This is a genomic window from Kitasatospora sp. Ki12 (genome assembly GCF_054601375.1).
Window position 1 is genome coordinate 2,345,857 of record NZ_BAAIHT010000002.1, and the last position, 16,587, is coordinate 2,362,443.

The 16,587-nt window shown below is 71.2% G+C and carries 17 protein-coding genes; all 17 read left to right on the top strand.

All coding sequences use genetic code 11. From position 1 onward, the window contains the following. Window positions 1-306 precede the first annotated feature (306 nt). The gene (locus tag ACYP53_RS27770) at window positions 307-738 is read left to right on the top strand and encodes a phage terminase small subunit (RefSeq protein WP_459649436.1); all 432 of its coding nucleotides are present in this window, start codon (window positions 307-309) and stop codon (window positions 736-738) included. A gap of 33 nt (window positions 739-771) precedes the next feature. Further along, a complete protein-coding gene (locus ACYP53_RS27775; RefSeq protein WP_459649437.1) occupies window positions 772-2,394 on the top strand; it encodes a terminase in 1,623 nt (540 codons plus the stop codon). A 26-nt stretch (window positions 2,395-2,420) separates the two neighbouring features. Next, window positions 2,421-3,803, top strand: a complete 1,383-nt coding sequence (locus tag ACYP53_RS27780; protein WP_459649438.1) for a phage portal protein — start codon at window positions 2,421-2,423, stop codon at window positions 3,801-3,803. Beyond that, the gene (locus ACYP53_RS27785; RefSeq protein WP_459649439.1) at window positions 3,800-4,759 is read left to right on the top strand and encodes a VG15 protein; all 960 of its coding nucleotides are present in this window, start codon (window positions 3,800-3,802) and stop codon (window positions 4,757-4,759) included. Before ACYP53_RS27780 ends, ACYP53_RS27785 begins: the two co-directional genes overlap by 4 nt. Window positions 4,760-4,816: 57 nt before the next feature. After that, window positions 4,817-5,356 carry a hypothetical protein gene (locus ACYP53_RS27790; RefSeq protein ID WP_459649440.1) on the top strand — a complete coding sequence of 180 codons (540 nt, stop codon included), beginning with the start codon at window positions 4,817-4,819 and terminating at the stop codon, window positions 5,354-5,356. 38 nt (window positions 5,357-5,394) lie between these two features. After that, window positions 5,395-6,306, top strand: coding sequence for a P22 phage major capsid protein family protein (locus ACYP53_RS27795; protein WP_459649441.1), 912 nt, complete (start codon window positions 5,395-5,397; stop codon window positions 6,304-6,306). Further along, window positions 6,306-6,683 carry a hypothetical protein gene (locus tag ACYP53_RS27800; RefSeq protein ID WP_459649442.1) on the top strand — a complete coding sequence of 126 codons (378 nt, stop codon included), beginning with the start codon at window positions 6,306-6,308 and terminating at the stop codon, window positions 6,681-6,683. Before ACYP53_RS27795 ends, ACYP53_RS27800 begins: the two co-directional genes overlap by 1 nt. Before the next feature lie 324 nt (window positions 6,684-7,007). Continuing rightward, window positions 7,008-7,292, top strand: coding sequence for a DUF5403 family protein (locus ACYP53_RS27805; RefSeq protein ID WP_459649443.1), 285 nt, complete (start codon window positions 7,008-7,010; stop codon window positions 7,290-7,292). Then, window positions 7,289-7,708, top strand: coding sequence for a phage tail termination protein (locus tag ACYP53_RS27810; protein WP_459649444.1), 420 nt, complete (start codon window positions 7,289-7,291; stop codon window positions 7,706-7,708). Before ACYP53_RS27805 ends, ACYP53_RS27810 begins: the two co-directional genes overlap by 4 nt. A gap of 11 nt (window positions 7,709-7,719) precedes the next feature. Next, the gene (locus ACYP53_RS27815) at window positions 7,720-8,277 is read left to right on the top strand and encodes a phage tail tube protein (RefSeq protein ID WP_459649445.1); all 558 of its coding nucleotides are present in this window, start codon (window positions 7,720-7,722) and stop codon (window positions 8,275-8,277) included. Between the two features lie 43 nt (window positions 8,278-8,320). Beyond that, window positions 8,321-8,671 (top strand): phage tail assembly protein, encoded by a 351-nt coding sequence (locus ACYP53_RS27820; protein ID WP_459649446.1) that lies wholly within the window; start codon window positions 8,321-8,323, stop codon window positions 8,669-8,671. Next, window positions 8,623-9,027: a hypothetical protein gene (locus ACYP53_RS27825; protein WP_459649447.1), complete on the top strand. Its 405-nt coding sequence runs from the start codon at window positions 8,623-8,625 to the stop codon at window positions 9,025-9,027. The genes ACYP53_RS27820 and ACYP53_RS27825 overlap by 49 nt, the downstream gene beginning before the upstream one ends. A 21-nt stretch (window positions 9,028-9,048) precedes the next feature. Continuing rightward, a complete protein-coding gene (locus tag ACYP53_RS27830; RefSeq protein WP_459649448.1) occupies window positions 9,049-11,694 on the top strand; it encodes a phage tail protein in 2,646 nt (881 codons plus the stop codon). 2 nt (window positions 11,695-11,696) lie between these two features. Then, window positions 11,697-12,962 (top strand): hypothetical protein, encoded by a 1,266-nt coding sequence (locus ACYP53_RS27835; RefSeq protein ID WP_459649449.1) that lies wholly within the window; start codon window positions 11,697-11,699, stop codon window positions 12,960-12,962. Continuing rightward, a complete protein-coding gene (locus ACYP53_RS27840) occupies window positions 12,949-15,183 on the top strand; it encodes a hypothetical protein (protein ID WP_459649450.1) in 2,235 nt (744 codons plus the stop codon). The genes ACYP53_RS27835 and ACYP53_RS27840 overlap by 14 nt, the downstream gene beginning before the upstream one ends. Window positions 15,184-15,195: 12 nt before the next feature. Beyond that, window positions 15,196-15,381: a hypothetical protein gene (locus ACYP53_RS27845; protein WP_459649451.1), complete on the top strand. Its 186-nt coding sequence runs from the start codon at window positions 15,196-15,198 to the stop codon at window positions 15,379-15,381. A 132-nt stretch (window positions 15,382-15,513) separates the two neighbouring features. Next, window positions 15,514-16,572: a peptidoglycan-binding protein gene (locus tag ACYP53_RS27850; RefSeq protein ID WP_459649452.1), complete on the top strand. Its 1,059-nt coding sequence runs from the start codon at window positions 15,514-15,516 to the stop codon at window positions 16,570-16,572. The last annotated feature ends 15 nt before the right edge of the window (window positions 16,573-16,587 follow it).

Sequence of the window (16,587 nt, forward strand, 5' to 3'; positions counted from 1 at the left end):
GGGCGGGGCGGGCGAGGCCGGTCGGTCGCCATCCAGCCGATCTGTGACTGTGCGTGACCAAGGGGCATGGGCTTGCAGGCCCGGCCGCATCGCCATGCTCGATGACCTCGGGCCCGGTGCCCTGGTACTCCTGGGGAGTGACCCCCTTCGGGCCGTCTCGGCCCCCGCAGGCGTATAGCACCTCGGGTTCTGTACGGGTTCCAAGGTCGTCAGGTGGACACCAGACCGGGGCTGACCTGCTGGTTCGTGGAGGTTAGAGACCGCCGCAACGCCGGGTAACTATGCATTTCGGAGAGGGGGTGGACCATGCCCGGGCCGGTGCCGAAACGTTCCTCTCAGCGGCGACGCCGCAACGAGGACGGCCCACCCCTGGTGACCGCCTCCACCGGCAAGGCCCCGGCAGTGCCGCGCGCCTCCGGCGACTGGCACCCGATCGCAGCCCGCTGGTTCCGCTCGTTGAAGGAGTCGGGGCAGGCGCAGTTCTACGAGGCGTCCGACTGGTCCACGGCGTACTACATCGCCGAGGCCATGTCGCGGAACCTCCAACAGGGCAAGTTCTCAGCCCAGTTGTTTCAATCCGTCCTGTCCGGCATGACCGACCTGTTGACGACCGAGGGCGCGCGCCGTCGGGCCAGGGTCGAGCTGGAGCGACTGGATCAGGGCGAGGACCCCCGCGAGGCCGCGCACCTCGTACTCATGGAGCAGTACCGGCAGGCCGCCGAGGGCGGGAGCGCGTAGCCGGTACCAGGTTGAGTACCCAGGGGGTGGCCAGTGCTGGTGCTGTCCCCGGTCCGCACCTGGCCCGACACGGTCCCGCCGCCGGACCGCACCCTCGGCTGGGCCGTCCTCGACTGGGTCTCCCGATACCTCCTCCAGCCCGACGGGCCGGACGCCGGACGGCCATTCCGCTTCACCCCGGAGCAGGTCCGCATCCTGCTCCGCTGGTACGAGATCGACGCCGACGGCGCGTTCGTCCGCCGGCAGGGCACGATCCGACGGCTCAAGGGGTGGGGCAAGGACCCGTTCCTCGCGGGGATCTGCGCGGCCGAGTTCGTTGGACCCTGCCGGTTCGGCGGGTGGGACGACGATGGCACGCCTATCGCGGTGCCGCACTCGGCACCGTGGGTGCAGGTTGCCGCCGTCTCGAAAGACCAGACGAGGAACACGTTCAGGCTGTTCCCGGCGATGTTCTCGGATCGGCTGATATCCGAGTACGGCATCGACCTCGGCAAGGAGATCGTCTACGCCCGCAACGGCGCGGTGCTGGAGGCGGTCACCTCCTCCCCGCGCTCCTTGGAGGGCGGGCGCGCGACGTTCGTCCTGATGAACGAGACCCATCACTGGATCTCGTCCAATGGCGGCCACGAGATGGCAATGACCATCGCGGGCAACGTCGGCAAGTCCCGTGGCGGTGGCGCCCGGACGATGGAAATCACGAACGCTCCGTTGCCCGGCGAGGAGTCGGTCGCCGAGCAGTCGTGGCACGCCTGGTCGAAGATCAACGAGGGCAAGGCCCGGGACTCCGGGGTCTACTACGACTCGGTGGAGTCGCCGCCGGTCGACATGAGCGACCCCGAGCAGCTTCGGGCGGGGATCATCGCCGCCCGGGGCGACTCGGTGTGGTTGGACGTCGAGTGGATCATCTCCACGATCTACAGCGGCCACATGCCGCGCTCGCGCTCGCAGCGCATGTTCCTGAACCAACTGGTCACCGCCGAGGATCAGTTGATCGACCCGGCCGACTGGGACTCCTGCGCGGTGGACGCCACGCTGTCCCCCGGCGACGAGGTCGTGTTGGGGTTCGACGGTGGACGGACCGACGACGCAACGGCTCTGTGCGCCATGCGCGTTCGGGACCGCCTACTCGTCCCCCTCGGCATCTGGGAGGCCCCGGACGGCCCGCAGGGCGAAGGGTGGGAGGTCGACCGTCCGGCGGTCGACGGCGTCGTCCGCCACACCTTCTCCACGTACCGGGTCCTCGCGTTCTTCGCGGACGTCGCGCTGTGGGAGTCGTACATCGACACCTGGTCCGAGGACTTCGGGCCACAGCTCGTGATCCGGGCGTCCCCGCGGTCGGCCGTCGGCCGGGACATGCGCGGCGGGCTCCAGGAGCTGACGCTCGCCAATGAACGGCTGATGGCTGCGGTCGAGGACGGCACGATCTCCCACCCCGGCGAGTCGACGCCCCTGGGCCGCACGCTGCGCCGTCACGTGCTCAACGCCCGCCGGCGGCCCAACCGCTTCGGCATTTCCTTCGGCAAGCCGACCCGCGAGTCCGGCCGCAAGGTCGACGCCTACGCGGCCTCGCTGCTCGCCGACCTCGCCCGCCACCGCCTGATCGAGTCCGGCAAGACCCGGCGCGAGGAGCGGTCGGGGGCGGTGTACTTCTTCTAACCCACGGGGGGACCTTGGCAGACACGATGATCACCCCCCTCGTCGGGGCGGAGAAGGGCCTCGACACGCTTCGTGCCGACATCGTCCGCCTGGATCGCGTCGATAGGTATCTACGGGGCGACCACGACGGTCCTTACACCCCGCGTAACGCCACCGACGAGTACAAGCTCCTCGCCAAGCGCGCCGTCTCCAACTGGCTCCCGCTGCTGGTGAAGACCCCCGCCCAGGCCCTCGCCATCGAGGGCTACCGGCGGTCCGGTTCGACCGAAGCAGCACCGCCGGCGGAGTGGCTGGCCTGGCAGGGCGAGCGGATGGACGCCCGGCAGGCGCAGGTCCACCGTGCCGCCCTGGCCTTCGGTCAGTCCTGGGTGACGGTCCTCCCGCACCCGGCCGACCCGCGACGCCCGGTGATCAGGGGTGTCTCCCCGCGCCGCATGATCGCCTTCTACGACGACCCGGCCTCCGACGCCCACCCGCTGTGGGCACTGCGCGTCGACTCCGTCCCGCAGAGCAAGGACACCGCCGTCCTCGGCTGGTTCTACGACTCCACCGGGGTCACATCGCTGTCGATCGGCGGCAAGGAGGGGACCAGGGTCCTCGGCTTCGCCGCCCACAGCCTCGGCGTGTGCCCTGTCGTCCGGTTCGCCCCGGACATCGACCTCGAAGGCCGCGTCACCGGGGTGATCGAGGGCGTGATCCCGATCCAGGACCGGATCAACCAGTCCGTGTTCGATCTCCTGGTAGCCCAGACGTTCGGGTCGTTCAAGGTCCGCACGATCAGCGGCATGGCGCCGGAGATCGTCCGCGACCCGGAGACCGGCGAGCCGGAGTACGACCCGGCGACGGGCCGCCCGAAGGTGCTGCCGGTCCAGGCCGACGCGTCCCGCTTCCTCGTCGCCCCGGACCCGGACACCAAGTTCCAGCAGCTCGACGAGACTCCGTTGGACGGTTTCATCTCGGCGATCGAGCTGTCCGTGCGCCACCTCGCCGCCGTCTCCCAGGTCCCCGGCCAGCACCTCCTGGCCGGCACCGTCGCCAACATGAGCGCCGAGGCGCTGAACGCCGCCGAGGCCGCGATGTTCCGTGCCATCGATGAGTGGAAGCACAGCTTCGGGGAGAGCTGGGAGTTGGTCCTCGGGCTGTGCGCCCAGGTGCTCGGCGTCGAGCCGGACCCGCGTGGCCAGGTGACGTGGAAGGACGCCGAGTCCCGGTCGCTGTCGCAGACCGTGGACGCCCTCGGCAAGGCTGTCCAGATGCTCGGTGTGCCCGCACGCGGCATGTGGGGCCGCATTCCCGGTGTCACCGCGACCGACGTGGAGCAGTGGGCCCAGATGCAGGCCGAGGACGACCCGGCCATGCGCCTGGCCGACTCCCTCGCCAAGGTCCCTGTCCCGGCGGTCGCGGCGTGAAGGCGGAAACGATCCGTCTGACCACCGAGTACTGGCAGACTCAGGCCCGCCTGGGCTCCGGTCTCGCCGCCCGTTCGCTGTCCGCTTGGTCCCGGGTCTCCCCCCGGTCCCTCGTGGACACCGGGGGTGTGTGGCTCGCGAGCACACTCGCCCTCGTCCGTCAGGAGCGGGCCCGGTCGAGGGAGGTCGCGGCGGCGTTCTACCGCCTCCAGCGTGCCGTGGAGACCGGGCACACCGTTGCGCCTCTGCACGGCGGCTACGACGCCCACACCGTTCGCCTGGGCGACCTGCGGGCCGAGTGGGCGCAGTTGGCCGGTACGGCCGCGGAGCACCGGGACGACGACGGCCGCCCGGTCGTCCTCGACCCGTTCATCTGGCCCGAGGCCGACGACGAGGCCCACGACGACGCCGCACGAACCTCCCTCGCGGTCACCGGGCCCGTGCGGGCCGGGCAGGCGCTCGACCGGCTGACCGCCGACCTCGACGGCCGTCTCGACGCCCCGGCCTTCCTCGCCGAACTCGATCAGGCGATGGGCGACGCCGGGGCGGTCGCCGCCGGGGCCGCCGACCGTGAGGCCCTTCGGGGCGGCCGGGACCTGGTCGCCGCCGCCTCCCGGGTGGACCGGCGCGTCCTTGGCTGGGCCCGTGTCACCGACGACAATCCGTGTTCCTGGTGCGCGATGCTCGCCTCCCGTGGCGCGGTCTACAAGTCCCGCGAGTCCGCCGCGCTCAAGGACTCCGATGACCTTCCGGCCGATCCGGAGGACGTGGAGAGGTTCCACGCCATGTGTCATTGCCAGACCGTCCCGGTCTACTCGCGCGCTCTCTTCATCTCGGACGAGGCGAAGGCCTACCGCGAGGAGTGGCAGACCGTTACCAAGGGTCTGCGCGGCACCAAGGCCATGGCGGCCTGGCGCCGCCATCACGGCGCCAAGCGCCGTACCCGCACCGGCTGACGCCTCCCCTTCCTGCCTGCCCCGGTGGCGGGCCCGTACACCGCCCTGGAGGCCTCCATGAGCACCCCGCCCACCCCGTCCGAGCCCGCCGACGGCGACACCGAGACGGACGAGACCACCACGCCGGACGGCGCCCCGGGCACCGGGACCGACCCGGAGAACCCCGGTACCGGCACCGACGAGACCGGGGCGGACGGCGAGCACGACGAGGCGGCCCTCCCCGAGTGGGCCCGCACCGAACTGGCCGCCGTACGCAAGGAGGCGGCGAAGTACCGCACCCGGGCGAAGGAGATCAAGGCGGCCCTGGAGACCGCGAAGACCCCCGAGGAGTTCGAGCAGGTCACCGCCCGTGTCACCGAGCTGGAAACCGAGCTGCACCGCGAGCGTCTCGGCCGCACCTACAACCTCCCCGCCGTCTTCGCCGACCTGGTCCAGGGCGGCACCGACGAGGAGCGCGAGGCCCATGCGAAGGCCCTGTCGACGGCCTACCACCAGCGGTCCTCCGGCATCGGTTCCGGCGGCCTCGACCCTCACGCAAAGCCCGACCCGACCGACCCGGCCGCTCTCGCCGCCCTGGTCCGTCGTGGCCGGCACTGACCGGTACTCAACCTAGTACCCCCCTCGGAGGGTTCCCTTTGGCTAATCAGTTCCTCAAGGCGGAGACGATCGCCGCCACCGCCCTCGGCCTGCTGGAGCGCGAGCTGGTCCTCGCGAACCTCGTGTGGAACAACGCGGGCTTCGACTTCACCGGCGCCAAGAACGACAGCGTCACGATCCGTGTCCCGGCCGTCCTCGACGCCCGTGAGCAGGACTGGCGCGCGACCAACCCGGCGGACATCGTGCTCGACTCCCTCGCCGAGTCGAGCATCGACGTCAAGCTCAACAAGGACATCTACAGCGCGGTCCAGATCACCGACGAGGAACTCACCCTCGACATCAAGGACTTCGGGTCGCAGGTCCTCGCCCCCCAGGTCAACGCCGTTGCGCGCGCTATCGATTCGGGCGTGGCCAACCTGATCCAGGGCGCGCCGTACAAGTCGACCATCACCCTGGACCCGAAGGACCCGTGGTCCGGCGTGATCGACGCCCGCGCGACGCTGAACAAGCAGAACGTCGACTTCAAGGAGAGGACCCTCCTCGTGGGCGCCGACGTCGAAGTCAACCTCCTGAAGTCCGAGCGACTGTCCAAGGTCGACCAGAGCGGCGACGACTCCGCGCTCCGCGACGCCACCGTGGGCAAGATCGCCGGCTTCAACGTCGTCACCTCCAACGCGATCGACCCGACCAGCGCCTACGCGTTCGTCCCGTCCGCGTTCGTCCTGGCCACCCGCGCTCCCGCCATCCCGGGCGGCGTCGCGTTCGGCGCCTCGCAGTCCTACAACGGGCTCTCCATGCGCTGGATCAAGGACTACGACTCCGCGAAGCTCCGCGACCGGTCGATCGTGAACATCTACGCCGGGTTCAACACGATGCTCGACAAGCCGGACGGCCGGGGCAACCCCGCCCTCCTGCGCGCGGTGAAGCTGACTCTGCCGAAGGCGCCGTAGTGCCCGGTCCGCTGGCGAGCGTCGACCAGCTGACCGCCCGCCTCGGCTACCCGCTCACCGGGCCCGATCTGACCATGGCGGAGGCCGCCCTCGCGGACGCCTCCGCCGTGGTCCGCGCCCACGGCCTTGCCTGGCCCGACCCGGCCCGCGTCCCCGACGTGGTCCGCTCCGTCGTCCTCGCGGCCGCGGAGCGCCGGGTGCGCAACCCGGAGGGCTACCGCATGGAGCAGCAGGGTTCCTACTCCTACCAGTTGCCCGCCTCCACCCCGCTCGGCGTCGACCTGACCACGAGCGAGGTGCGGCTGATCCGGGGGGCGGCCGGGGTCGCGGGCGGCGTCTACTCCGTGCCCATCGCCGGTCTCGGCGGGTCGCTGTGAGCCTGAACGACCGGGGACGGGAACGGGTCGTCGTCCACCCCGTCCGGGACGAGGACGACGGTTACGGCGGCACGCAGCCGGGCACCGGCGCCCCTGTGACCGTGTGCGCCTCCGTCCGACCCGCAACCGCGGAGGAGTCCGCCGACGCCGGGTTCACCACCGAGACGTTGTACCGGCTCTGGAGCCGGTCCCTACCGGCGGGGCCGTGGTCGCGGGTGGAGTGGGATGGAGCCGTGTGGGCGGTGGTCGGCGAGGTCCAGCACTACCGGGGCAACCGCCGCGTCACCTACGACGCCGCGATGATCCGCAAGAGGGGGAACACGGTTGGCCAAGGTCAAGCCGAACACTAACGCCGTCGTCGCCCACCTCCCGGAAGTCCGGCGGGAGATCCGCTCCGAGCTGGAGCGCCGCGCCTCCCTGGTCCGGGCCGTCGTCGCCGCCCACGTCGCGACTGGCGCCCTGTCCTCGTCGCTCAAGGTCGAGGTGGACCGCACCGACTCCACCGTGTCCATCGCGGACCCCGCCGTCGTCTCGATCAACTACGGCCACCTCACCCCGGACGGCCGGTTCGTTCCCGGGATCCACGCCATCGAGGCGGCGATGTCGTGATCCCGGTCCTCCCCGACACCGACGCCCTGGTCACCGCCGCCCTGCGGGCCGGGCTCCCGGGGGCGAACGTCCGGGTCCTGTGGCCCGACGACTGGTCCACCCGCCTTCCGCTGGTCGTCGCCCGCCGGGTCGCCGGGGCCGCCACCAACCCGGCCGGAGTGGACGCGGCGATCATCGACGTGCAGTGCGCGGCCACCACCCGGCGCGAGGTCTCCGTCCTCGCCCGCACCACCCGCACCGTCCTCCTTGCCGCCTGCCGTGCCCAGTTCGCCGGCCCCGACGGCTACCTCAGCACTGGGGCCGACGTGAGCGGACCGGCCGAGCTGCGCACCGGCGCCCCGACGACCGGGCCGGACCTGTTCCGGTTCCAGGCGACGTACCGCATCACGACGCGCCCCCACCCCAAGACCCTTTAAGGAGTGCACTGTTGGCGCTTTCCGACGCCTCCGTCATCGTCCCGGCGGGCGGCTACATCTTCACCGCAGCCCCGGACGAGCCCAAGCCCACGGCCATCACGGACCCGCTGAATCCCGGTGCGAAGTGGGTCAACGTCGGTCACACGTCGCTCGATGACCTGCCCGAGTTCGGACGCGATGGCGACGACCCAGAGGTCAAGGGCAGTTGGCAGAACGCCAAGCTCCGTGCGACCAATCCGTCCGTCACCTACTCCGTCACCCTCAAGTCGATCCAGGCCGACGCGGAGACGTACAAGCTCTACTTCGGTGCCGGCGCCGAGGCCGTGCAGGCCGACGGGTCGTTCCGCATCCCGGCCAACCCGGTCCCGCAGACGCGGGCTCTCCTGATCGTCCTCGTGGACGGCAAGCGCTTCCTTCCGCTGTGGCACCCCCGGGTGAGCCTGCTGGGCTCCGACGCCGTCGGCCTGAGCAACGACGACTTCGTGGCCTTCCCGATCAAGGGAACGTTCCTCGGCTCCACCCTGATCGGCAACGCGATCGGCGAGTGGGCCTCCCTCGCTTCCGCCTGACCCGGGTACTCAACCTAGTACCCACAACACCTCTGGAGTGCCGTTGAGTTCTGTCCTGTCGTGCGCCGACCTGATGGCCGAGGTCGAGCGAGAATACACCGGCCTGCCGATCGCCACCCGGGCCGGAGTGTCCGTGACGCTGCGGAACCTCCTGCTGCTGCCCACCGAGGGCATGGCCACCGCCCGCGTGTTGCTCGGCTCCATCGGCGACGGCCAGGACGGCGACCTCGACACCGTCGCGCCGCACCTGCGCGACCTCCTCCTCCTGGTCGCCTCCGATCCGAAGGCGATGGCCGCGGAGATGAAGGACTGGCCCCTGGCCATGCAGGTCCGCATGATCGAAGCGTGGCAGGAGGCCACCCAGCCGGGGGAAGCTCCGGCCTCGGCGAGCTGATCGAAGCCGGGCACGGCGCCGCATTGCTGGCCGACTTCCAGCGCTTCTTCGGCCTCGACCTCGCCGACGTCTGGCGGGGCCGCCTGTCGCCTCGCCGTGCCTGGGCGCTCGCCGAGCACCTCCCCGAGGAGTCCGCCCTCACCGCCTCCCTCGCCGGAGGTCCCGAACACCGGGGCTGGACCCTCCAGACCCACCTTCTCGCGCACCTGCTCAACGCCGTCCGATTCGCCGACGCCAACAACGTCCGCGTCAACGGCGGCAAGCTCAAGCGCGACCCCGAGCCGGTGAAGACGCCGGGCACCCGTAAGCGGGCCGCCCTGGACCTCGCGCACCACCCGCTCGCCGTCGACCTGTAGCCACGACCACCGGGGGGTGCCATGGCCGGACCCGGTGGTCGGGAGACAGGACGTCTGAGCGTCCGCGTCCTGCCGAACACGTCGAACTTCGCGACCTCGCTCCAGCGCTACCTGGACCGGATCGAGAACCGGGCCCAGGTCAGGATCAGGGCCACGATCGACCACCGGCGCCTGGTGGCGGACACCCGCGAGTCCATGCGGGAGCTGGACGGCCGCATCCTGATGCCGGTCCGACTCCTCTTCGACGAGGACGAGGTCCGACGCCTTCGGGCCGAACTCGCGGGCCTCACCCCACCGTTGGCGATTCCCGCCCGGGTCGACGCCGACCGCTCCGAGATGGACCGCCTTCGGGCCTCCGTCGCCGACCTCGGCAAGGACAGCGACCCCGCCCGCAACCGCTTCGCCGCCCTCCTCGGAGTCATCGGCAACGTCGGCGGCACTCTCGCCAAGGCCGGCACCGTCCCGAGCCTGGCCGGGGTCGGGTCGAGCCTGGTCTCCATGGCGCCCGCCGCCTCCCTGGCGGCCCCCGCCGTCCTGGCCGCAGGCCTCGCGTTCGGCGCGCTCAAAACCGGGATGTCCGGCGTCTCGGATGCCCTGGGCGGCGACGCCGACGCGCTCGCGAAGCTCACCCCGCCCGCGCGGGCGTTCGTCCAGCAGCTGCACGCCCTAGGCCCGGCCTGGGACGACGTCCGCAAGTCGGTCCAGACCAGCCTTTTCAAGGACCTCGGATCCTCCCTGGGCGACACTGCACGGACCGTCCTTCCGGTCCTCAAGACCGGGCTCACGGGGACGGCCGCAGCTCTCAACGACATGGGACACGGCGTCCTCGACACAGCTCGCGGACTCGCCGCATCCGGACAGCTCGGCAAGGCCATCGCAGGGGCGAATGCCGGTCTGGCCAACATGTCCGCCCTTCCGGCGGTCATCCTTCAGGGGATCACCCAGTTGGGCGCGGCGGCCGCTCCCAGCTTCGCCAGCCTGACCGACCGGGCCGGTAAGGGGTTGGACGACCTGTCGGTCCGCCTCGGGAAGGCCTTCCAGTCCGGCCAGCTTGAGCGCTCGATCCAGGGCGCCATCGCCCAGGCCCGCCAGCTGTTCGCGACACTGGCGAACGTCGGCGTCGTCCTCGGGAACGTCTTCGGGCCGGCGGCGACCGCGGGCGCCGGCGTTCTGGCGATTCTCGCCGAGCTGTCCCAGCGGCTCGCCCAGCTCACCGGGACGGCCGAGGCCCAGGCAGCGTTCTCGGCGCTGTTCCAGACGCTCGCGGGCGTCGGGTCACTGGTCTCCGGTGTCCTGACCTCCGCCCTTCAGGCGGCGCTTCCCCTGCTGGCCACTCTGGTCGGCGTTCTGACCGGGCCCATTCAGCAGGCAACGGCCATTTTGCAGCCAGCCCTTTCCAGACTGGCTGTTTCGCTGGGAGAGGCCCTTGGCCCGGCCGTCTCAGCGGTTGCTTCCGCGCTTGCGCTGGTGCTGCCGATCGGCACACAGCTGATAGCGCAGCTCGCGACTTTCTTGGGCCCCGCCCTTATTCTCGCCGGGCAGCTTTTTGGCCAGTTGGCGGGAATTCTGCTCGGCGCGCTCTCGCCGATCTTGGCGCAGCTGCCCGCGCTGCTGGGGCCGATCCTGGCCGCGTTGGCCCTGCTTCTCGGGGTCGGCGCCCAGCTGGCATCACAGCTGCTCACGGCACTACAGCCGTCCCTGATCCAGGTCGGCGCGTCCTTCGCCGAGCTGCTGGTCGCGGTGTCCCCGCTCCTGGTCGTCCTGGGTGAGCTGCTGTCCAAGGCGCTGACGGCGCTGCTGCCGCTCTTCGTTCAGGCGGTCGGAATTGTCGGCGATCTCGCTGCGGTCTTCGCAAACGTCTTCTCCTCGGCGGTGACGAATATTCTCGTCCCCGCCCTCCAGGTGATCGTGGCGCTTTTGCAAGGCGACTTCTCCGGAGCCTGGGAGCACGGAAAGCAACTGATTTCCGGAGTCAAGACGCACTTTGTGAACACGCTCCGCGAAATGTCGAATTTCGTGAGCGAAACGCTCGCGCGCATCCCCGGGTTCTTCGGGGACATGGCGCAGGCGGCGTGGCAGCGCGTGCAGCAGCTCGGCAGCGACATCGTGCGCACCATCGGTGACGCCCTGTCCGGTTTCACCGCCGCCATCGACGGCGGGTTCAACACCACCGTGAGCTACTTCGCCGGGCTCCCGGGCCGCCTGCTGTCCGCCCTGGGCGACATCGGCTCGCTCCTGCTCGGTGCCGGTAAGGACCTGCTCGGCGGCCTGCTGCGCGGCATCGACCACGGCATCGAGAAGGTGAAGAACAAGCTCAAGGCCGTGACGGACCTGCTGCCGGACTGGAAGGGCCCGCCGGCCAAGGACCGCAAGATCCTCGCGCCGAACGGGCGCCTGATCATCCGTGGTTTCCAGACCGGAATCACGGACCAACTTCCAACCCTTCGCCGACAGTTGTCGGGGGTGACAGCGGACATCCCGGCCCTGGTCGGCACGGGCGCGGCGATGGCCCCGGCCTCCTCCGGCGCCTGGACCGACCGTTCCGGCACCGACGACCTGGTGTCGCTGCTGCGCGATGTCGCCGGGCGGGATGTGGTGGTCCAGATCGGGGCGCAGGAGATCGCCCGTGCCTCGTCCCTCGGGGCGCGACAGCTCAGCAGGAGGTAGACGTGGGGATGTTGATCGGGCGGCCCGGGGCCCTTCGGGACATCGACGAGGCCGCCGTCTCGTACGACCGGACGCCCGACCTCACGGTCACCGAGTTCCGGGCGTTGTCGGGGGCCGTGACCACGTGGACGGCGCCCGTCCAGCCTCGGCGGCTCAAGATCGCCTGGACGCGGATGCTCCGGGGCGACTGGGTTCACCTGGACCGCCTGGCTCGCCGGGTCGACGGCCCTGGCCCCGTGGTCGTGGTCGATCCACTGGGCGACAACATGCTGTCGGCTGGCCAGGCCCTCGGGCGCGGGTCGGTGGACCAGTGGACGGCGAGCATGGGAGTGTCCCTGATCGGCGGAGGCACCCAGTGGGCGCCGGTGGTCATCAGCGCCATCGGGGCGACGCCGTCCTCCGGCCTGACGCTTCGGTGGAACCACCCATCGTGGCCGGGATATCCGGTGGCGCCGGGGCAGGTAATCGCCTGGTGGGTGCCCGGCGTCGTCACCATCGCCGCCGAGCTCCGACTCACCTGGTACGACCCCGCCGGGACCGTGCTGTCGACCAGCCGCAGTACCGCGACCACCCGGCCGATGGTCCAGGCCGTCCCGGCGGGCGCCGCCTTCGCGTCCCCCTCGGTGCAGTTCGCCACGGCCGACGTCTCGACCACCGGGCCCGCCCTGCTGCGGGTCGCCCGGCCCGAGGACATCGTGGCCGACCCGCCCGCCGTCGAACGCCTCACCGGCAGCCAGCTCACCGGCATGGGCGCGCCGAACCAGTGGACGACCACTCCACACCTGCGGTTGGCCAACTCCGGCGCCGACGTGGTCGTCAACTACGCCGGGCAGGGACCCGGAGGCATTCTGCGGTTCAAGCCCCCAGTGGGCCTGAGCGGTTGGCCCGTCGTGCCCGGGGACAGGATCGCCTTCGCTCTCTCGTCCACGCTCGCCGCCATCGGTGGTGCGAGCTACCCGTACCTGGAGTGGTTCTCACCGACCGGCCAGGCCGTGACCGCCGTGGCCACCTCCCAGGCCGTGGTGCCCGACGGCGTCGGCTTCGTGGCGCCCGCCGTCCAGTGGGGCGCGAGCACCGCGACGAACGTCAAGATCGGCACCAACTCCCTGACCGTGGCCCCGCGCCACACCGGGACGCCGACCGTACCGCCGGGGGACGGAACCCCGGCGTACAGCATCACCGGCTACTCGCAGGGCACCGTGCCCGGACAGCCGGATACCCGTGACGTCTCCCTCGACCTGGTGGAGGTGACCAGTGCAGCAGGCTAACGCCGCCCTCACCGCCGCGCTTCGGGCCGGAGACCGCAGCGAGCGGCACGCCACCCGCCTCGGAGGGGTCGACGTCGGAGCGCAGATCCAGGCGTGGACGCTCGAAACCGCTTACGGCACCGACCTGCCCGACGCGATGCGCGCGTGGTCCGGGTCTGCGTCCGCGCAGTTGGAGCTGTCCGTCGGCGGTGCCCGCGGAGTGCCGGCACCAGCGTTGTACGGCCCGTGGGCACCCCACGCCACCGCCGACATCGCCCGGCCGGGACAGTCCGTCGTCCACTCCTGGGGCCTCGGCGAGGAGTCCCTCCCGGCCTTCCGGGGACAGATCCGGTCCCGGTCCGCCCAGTCCGGTGGCGACACCGTCCGCGTCACCGCGCTCGACGGCGCCGAGCGCCTGCGGATGCCCGCCCAGCTTCCCCGGCCGTCCGGCGGGATCGACCAGGGGGCGACCGGGATCGCGTCCACGGACTGGGTTGCCTCGGCGACCTGGTGCATGGATCACCTCCTGCGGCGCGCCGGGATCCACACCTCCCCGCCGCCACGCCCCGGATGCACCCTGTACGCGAGCTACCACGGGGGCGCCGCCGCGAACGTCGGTACCCTCTACACCCTCACCGGCGGATGGAACCGGTGGGACCACCCGAACCCGCCCTTCACCGCAGCCGCGCGAGGCCCGGCGACCGGCCAGGCCATCGCCCGGTACGTGCCGACGGTGCGCGGGCTGAACCGCAACCTCGGCGGCGCCGGCTACTGGCACGAGTGCTGGTTCGACACCACCGGCCCCGCGTCCGCCAACCAGCAGGCCCGGTTGGAGATCCACTGGGCCACGGAGGACCGGGACTGGCGCACCGCCCTGGAGATCGACTGGTCGAACCGGCGGGTGAGGGTCAGCAGCGGGACGACGGACACCCTCCCGGGCGACAACCCGTCGCTCACGTGGAACCCCGACCAGATGCGGACCGAGGCGCCCGGCCGGTGGCATGTCGGGTTCTGGGTCAAGGTCGCCAACGACGGTGTCACGACGGTGGAGTTCAGGCTCACCCCGCCGAGCGGCAACACGATCTACGGCCTTGGGGCGGACATCCCCCAGATCAAGCTTCCGCCCGGCGTGGTCCAGGACGTGTCCGTGGTCCTCGGTGACCTCGCCGTCGAGAACATGCAGTTCACCCCGATGGCGGCGATCCCGTCCGACCTCACCCAGTCCGACTGGAAACGGGGCGCGGTCCTTGACTCGCCCATCTACCCCCTGACGGTGATCCCGGTGGTGAGTGGGAGCGCTTGGGACGTCATCACCGCGATCGCTCGCGCGACGGTGTCGACGGCGGAGTTCGACCAGTCGGGGCTGTTCCGGTGGCGCAACGGATCACGCTGGATCTCTACCCCGGCGACGCCGGACCTGACCGTCAGCTCGGCCCGCGAGCTGGCCGCGCTCACGACCACGGAGGAGATCGACGCTTGCCGCAACTGGATACGCGTACGGTGGCGCAACTGGTCCCGGGTGAAGGCCGTGACCACCTACAAGACGTCCGGTGACCTCCTGGTCATCCCGCCGGGGCGGACGATCAGCGTCTCGTGGGTGTCCGGCGAGGACCAGCTCGACGCGATTCCACCGATCACCCGCGGAGACGGGGCACCCGGGTCCGTCCGGTTCAGCTTCTTCAACTCCGACGGCACGGAGACCGTGCACGGGGCCGTGGAGGTCGGGCTGACGCGCACCGACGGCCTCACCACCATGACCCTTCGCAACACCGCGACCGTCGACGTGTTCTGTCGCCCTCCGGTCTGGGGACAGGGGACCTCGTACTCGGTACTCACCCCCACCCTGCCCACGGACAACAGCCCCGAGGACACGTGGGTCACCATGCAGAACAGCGAGAGCCAGCAGGCGTACGGCCGCCAGGTCTACGACCACGACGCCGGGGGCTGGGTGCAGGAGATCACCTCGGCGGCCTACCTCGCCGTCCATCTGCTCAACGCCGGGCGGCTTCCGGTTCCACTCCTGGGCGACGTCGAGATCCTGCCCGACCCGCGCATCCACCTCGGGGACGTCGTCCGGGTCATCGACCGGACCGGTGCCCAACTCGACACCCTGGCCTGGGTCGTGGGCAACCGGATCACAGGCAGCGACAGCGCGGTGAAGCAGACGCTCACCTTGCGCGGCGCCGCCTCGCCCGGATTCCCCACCGACACCGGACTCGCCCCCGACCCGCCCATCGCTTAGGAGGCCTCCACCATGGCCGAGCCCGCACCGGTCACCCTCACCGACGAACAACTCGTCCTGCTCGCCGATCGGTTGGCAGTCCTGCTGCCCGGCTATCTCGTGCGCCGTGACCCGCCCGTCGTCCCGGTCGGCGCGCCCGAGACCGCCGTCGGCGACATCGCACTCCTTCCCGGCGTCGTCGTGGCCGGGCCGCAGTAGACCCGTGCGCCCCCCGCGAGGGGGCGGGTACTCAACCTGGTACCCGCCCTCGACTATTTGGGGGCAACTGCATTGGGAGACAACTGGATTCCCGGAGCGGAGCGGATCGGCTCCGGGTCCATCGGCGGCGCCATGGACACTCCGGACGGGCCCGCCCGCGTCGTGTGGCACACCACCGAGAGCGGGGCCGGCGACGGGGCGTTCGACAGCGTCGGCAACTACCTGGTGAACATCGCGGCCGAGCCGCACATCCTGTACGACCCGACGACCGACCGCATCGGCCAGTACGGCCCGCTCGGCCAGAGCGCGCGGGCCCTGCGCAACGACGGTGCCACCCGCACCAACCGTGTCGGGGCGGCCTGCATCCAGATCGAGGTGCTCGCCCGCGCCGCGCGGCCGTTCACCTCCTACTGGCAGCCGGGGCCCAACTTTCGGGCCCTCATGGCGGCGATCCGGTCGTGGGGCATCCCCGACCACTTCCCGATGGGCTACCCGCCCGCCTACCCAGGGGGTTCGCGTCGGGACCGGACGGTGTGGCTGAACCAGGGCGGGCACTACGGCCACGCGAACGTGCCCGGGAACGACCACGGCGATCCTGGCGCCATCGACCCCGCCGCGCTCTTCGGGGCCGCAGGCGGCTCCGCCGGCACGGGGGGCGACGGTGGCGGGAACCCCGCGCCCACCGTGTCCCGGGCGCAGACCGTGATCAACGGTCTCGTCTACGGGTACGGGGCCCAGGGCGAGCACGTGACCGCCGTGGGTCGCGCCCTCGTCGGGGCCGGCTTCGGTTCCCACTACGCCGAGGGTCCCGGCCCGCTGTGGTCCGACGCCGACACGGCCAACTACCGGGACTACCAGCAGTCGCTGGGGTTCTCCGGCTCCGACGCCGACGGTGTTCCGGGCGAGACCAGCCTTCGCCGCCTCCTCGGCTATCTGCCCGGCGGGATCGAGCCGTTCCCCGGCGCCGACTTCTTCCAGCCCGGCCGGCACTCCGGCGTGATCACGCGCATGGGCGAGCGCCTGGTCGCCGAGGGCTGCGGACGTTATGCCGTCGGCCCCGGCCCCGACTGGGGCGCCGCCGATCAGCGGTCGTACGCGGCGTGGCAGCGCCGCCTGGGATACGGCGGCTCCGCAGCCGACGGTGTTCCCGGCCAGACCTCGTGGGACCGCCTGCGCGTCCCGACCGGCTGACAGAAAGGAGGGGGC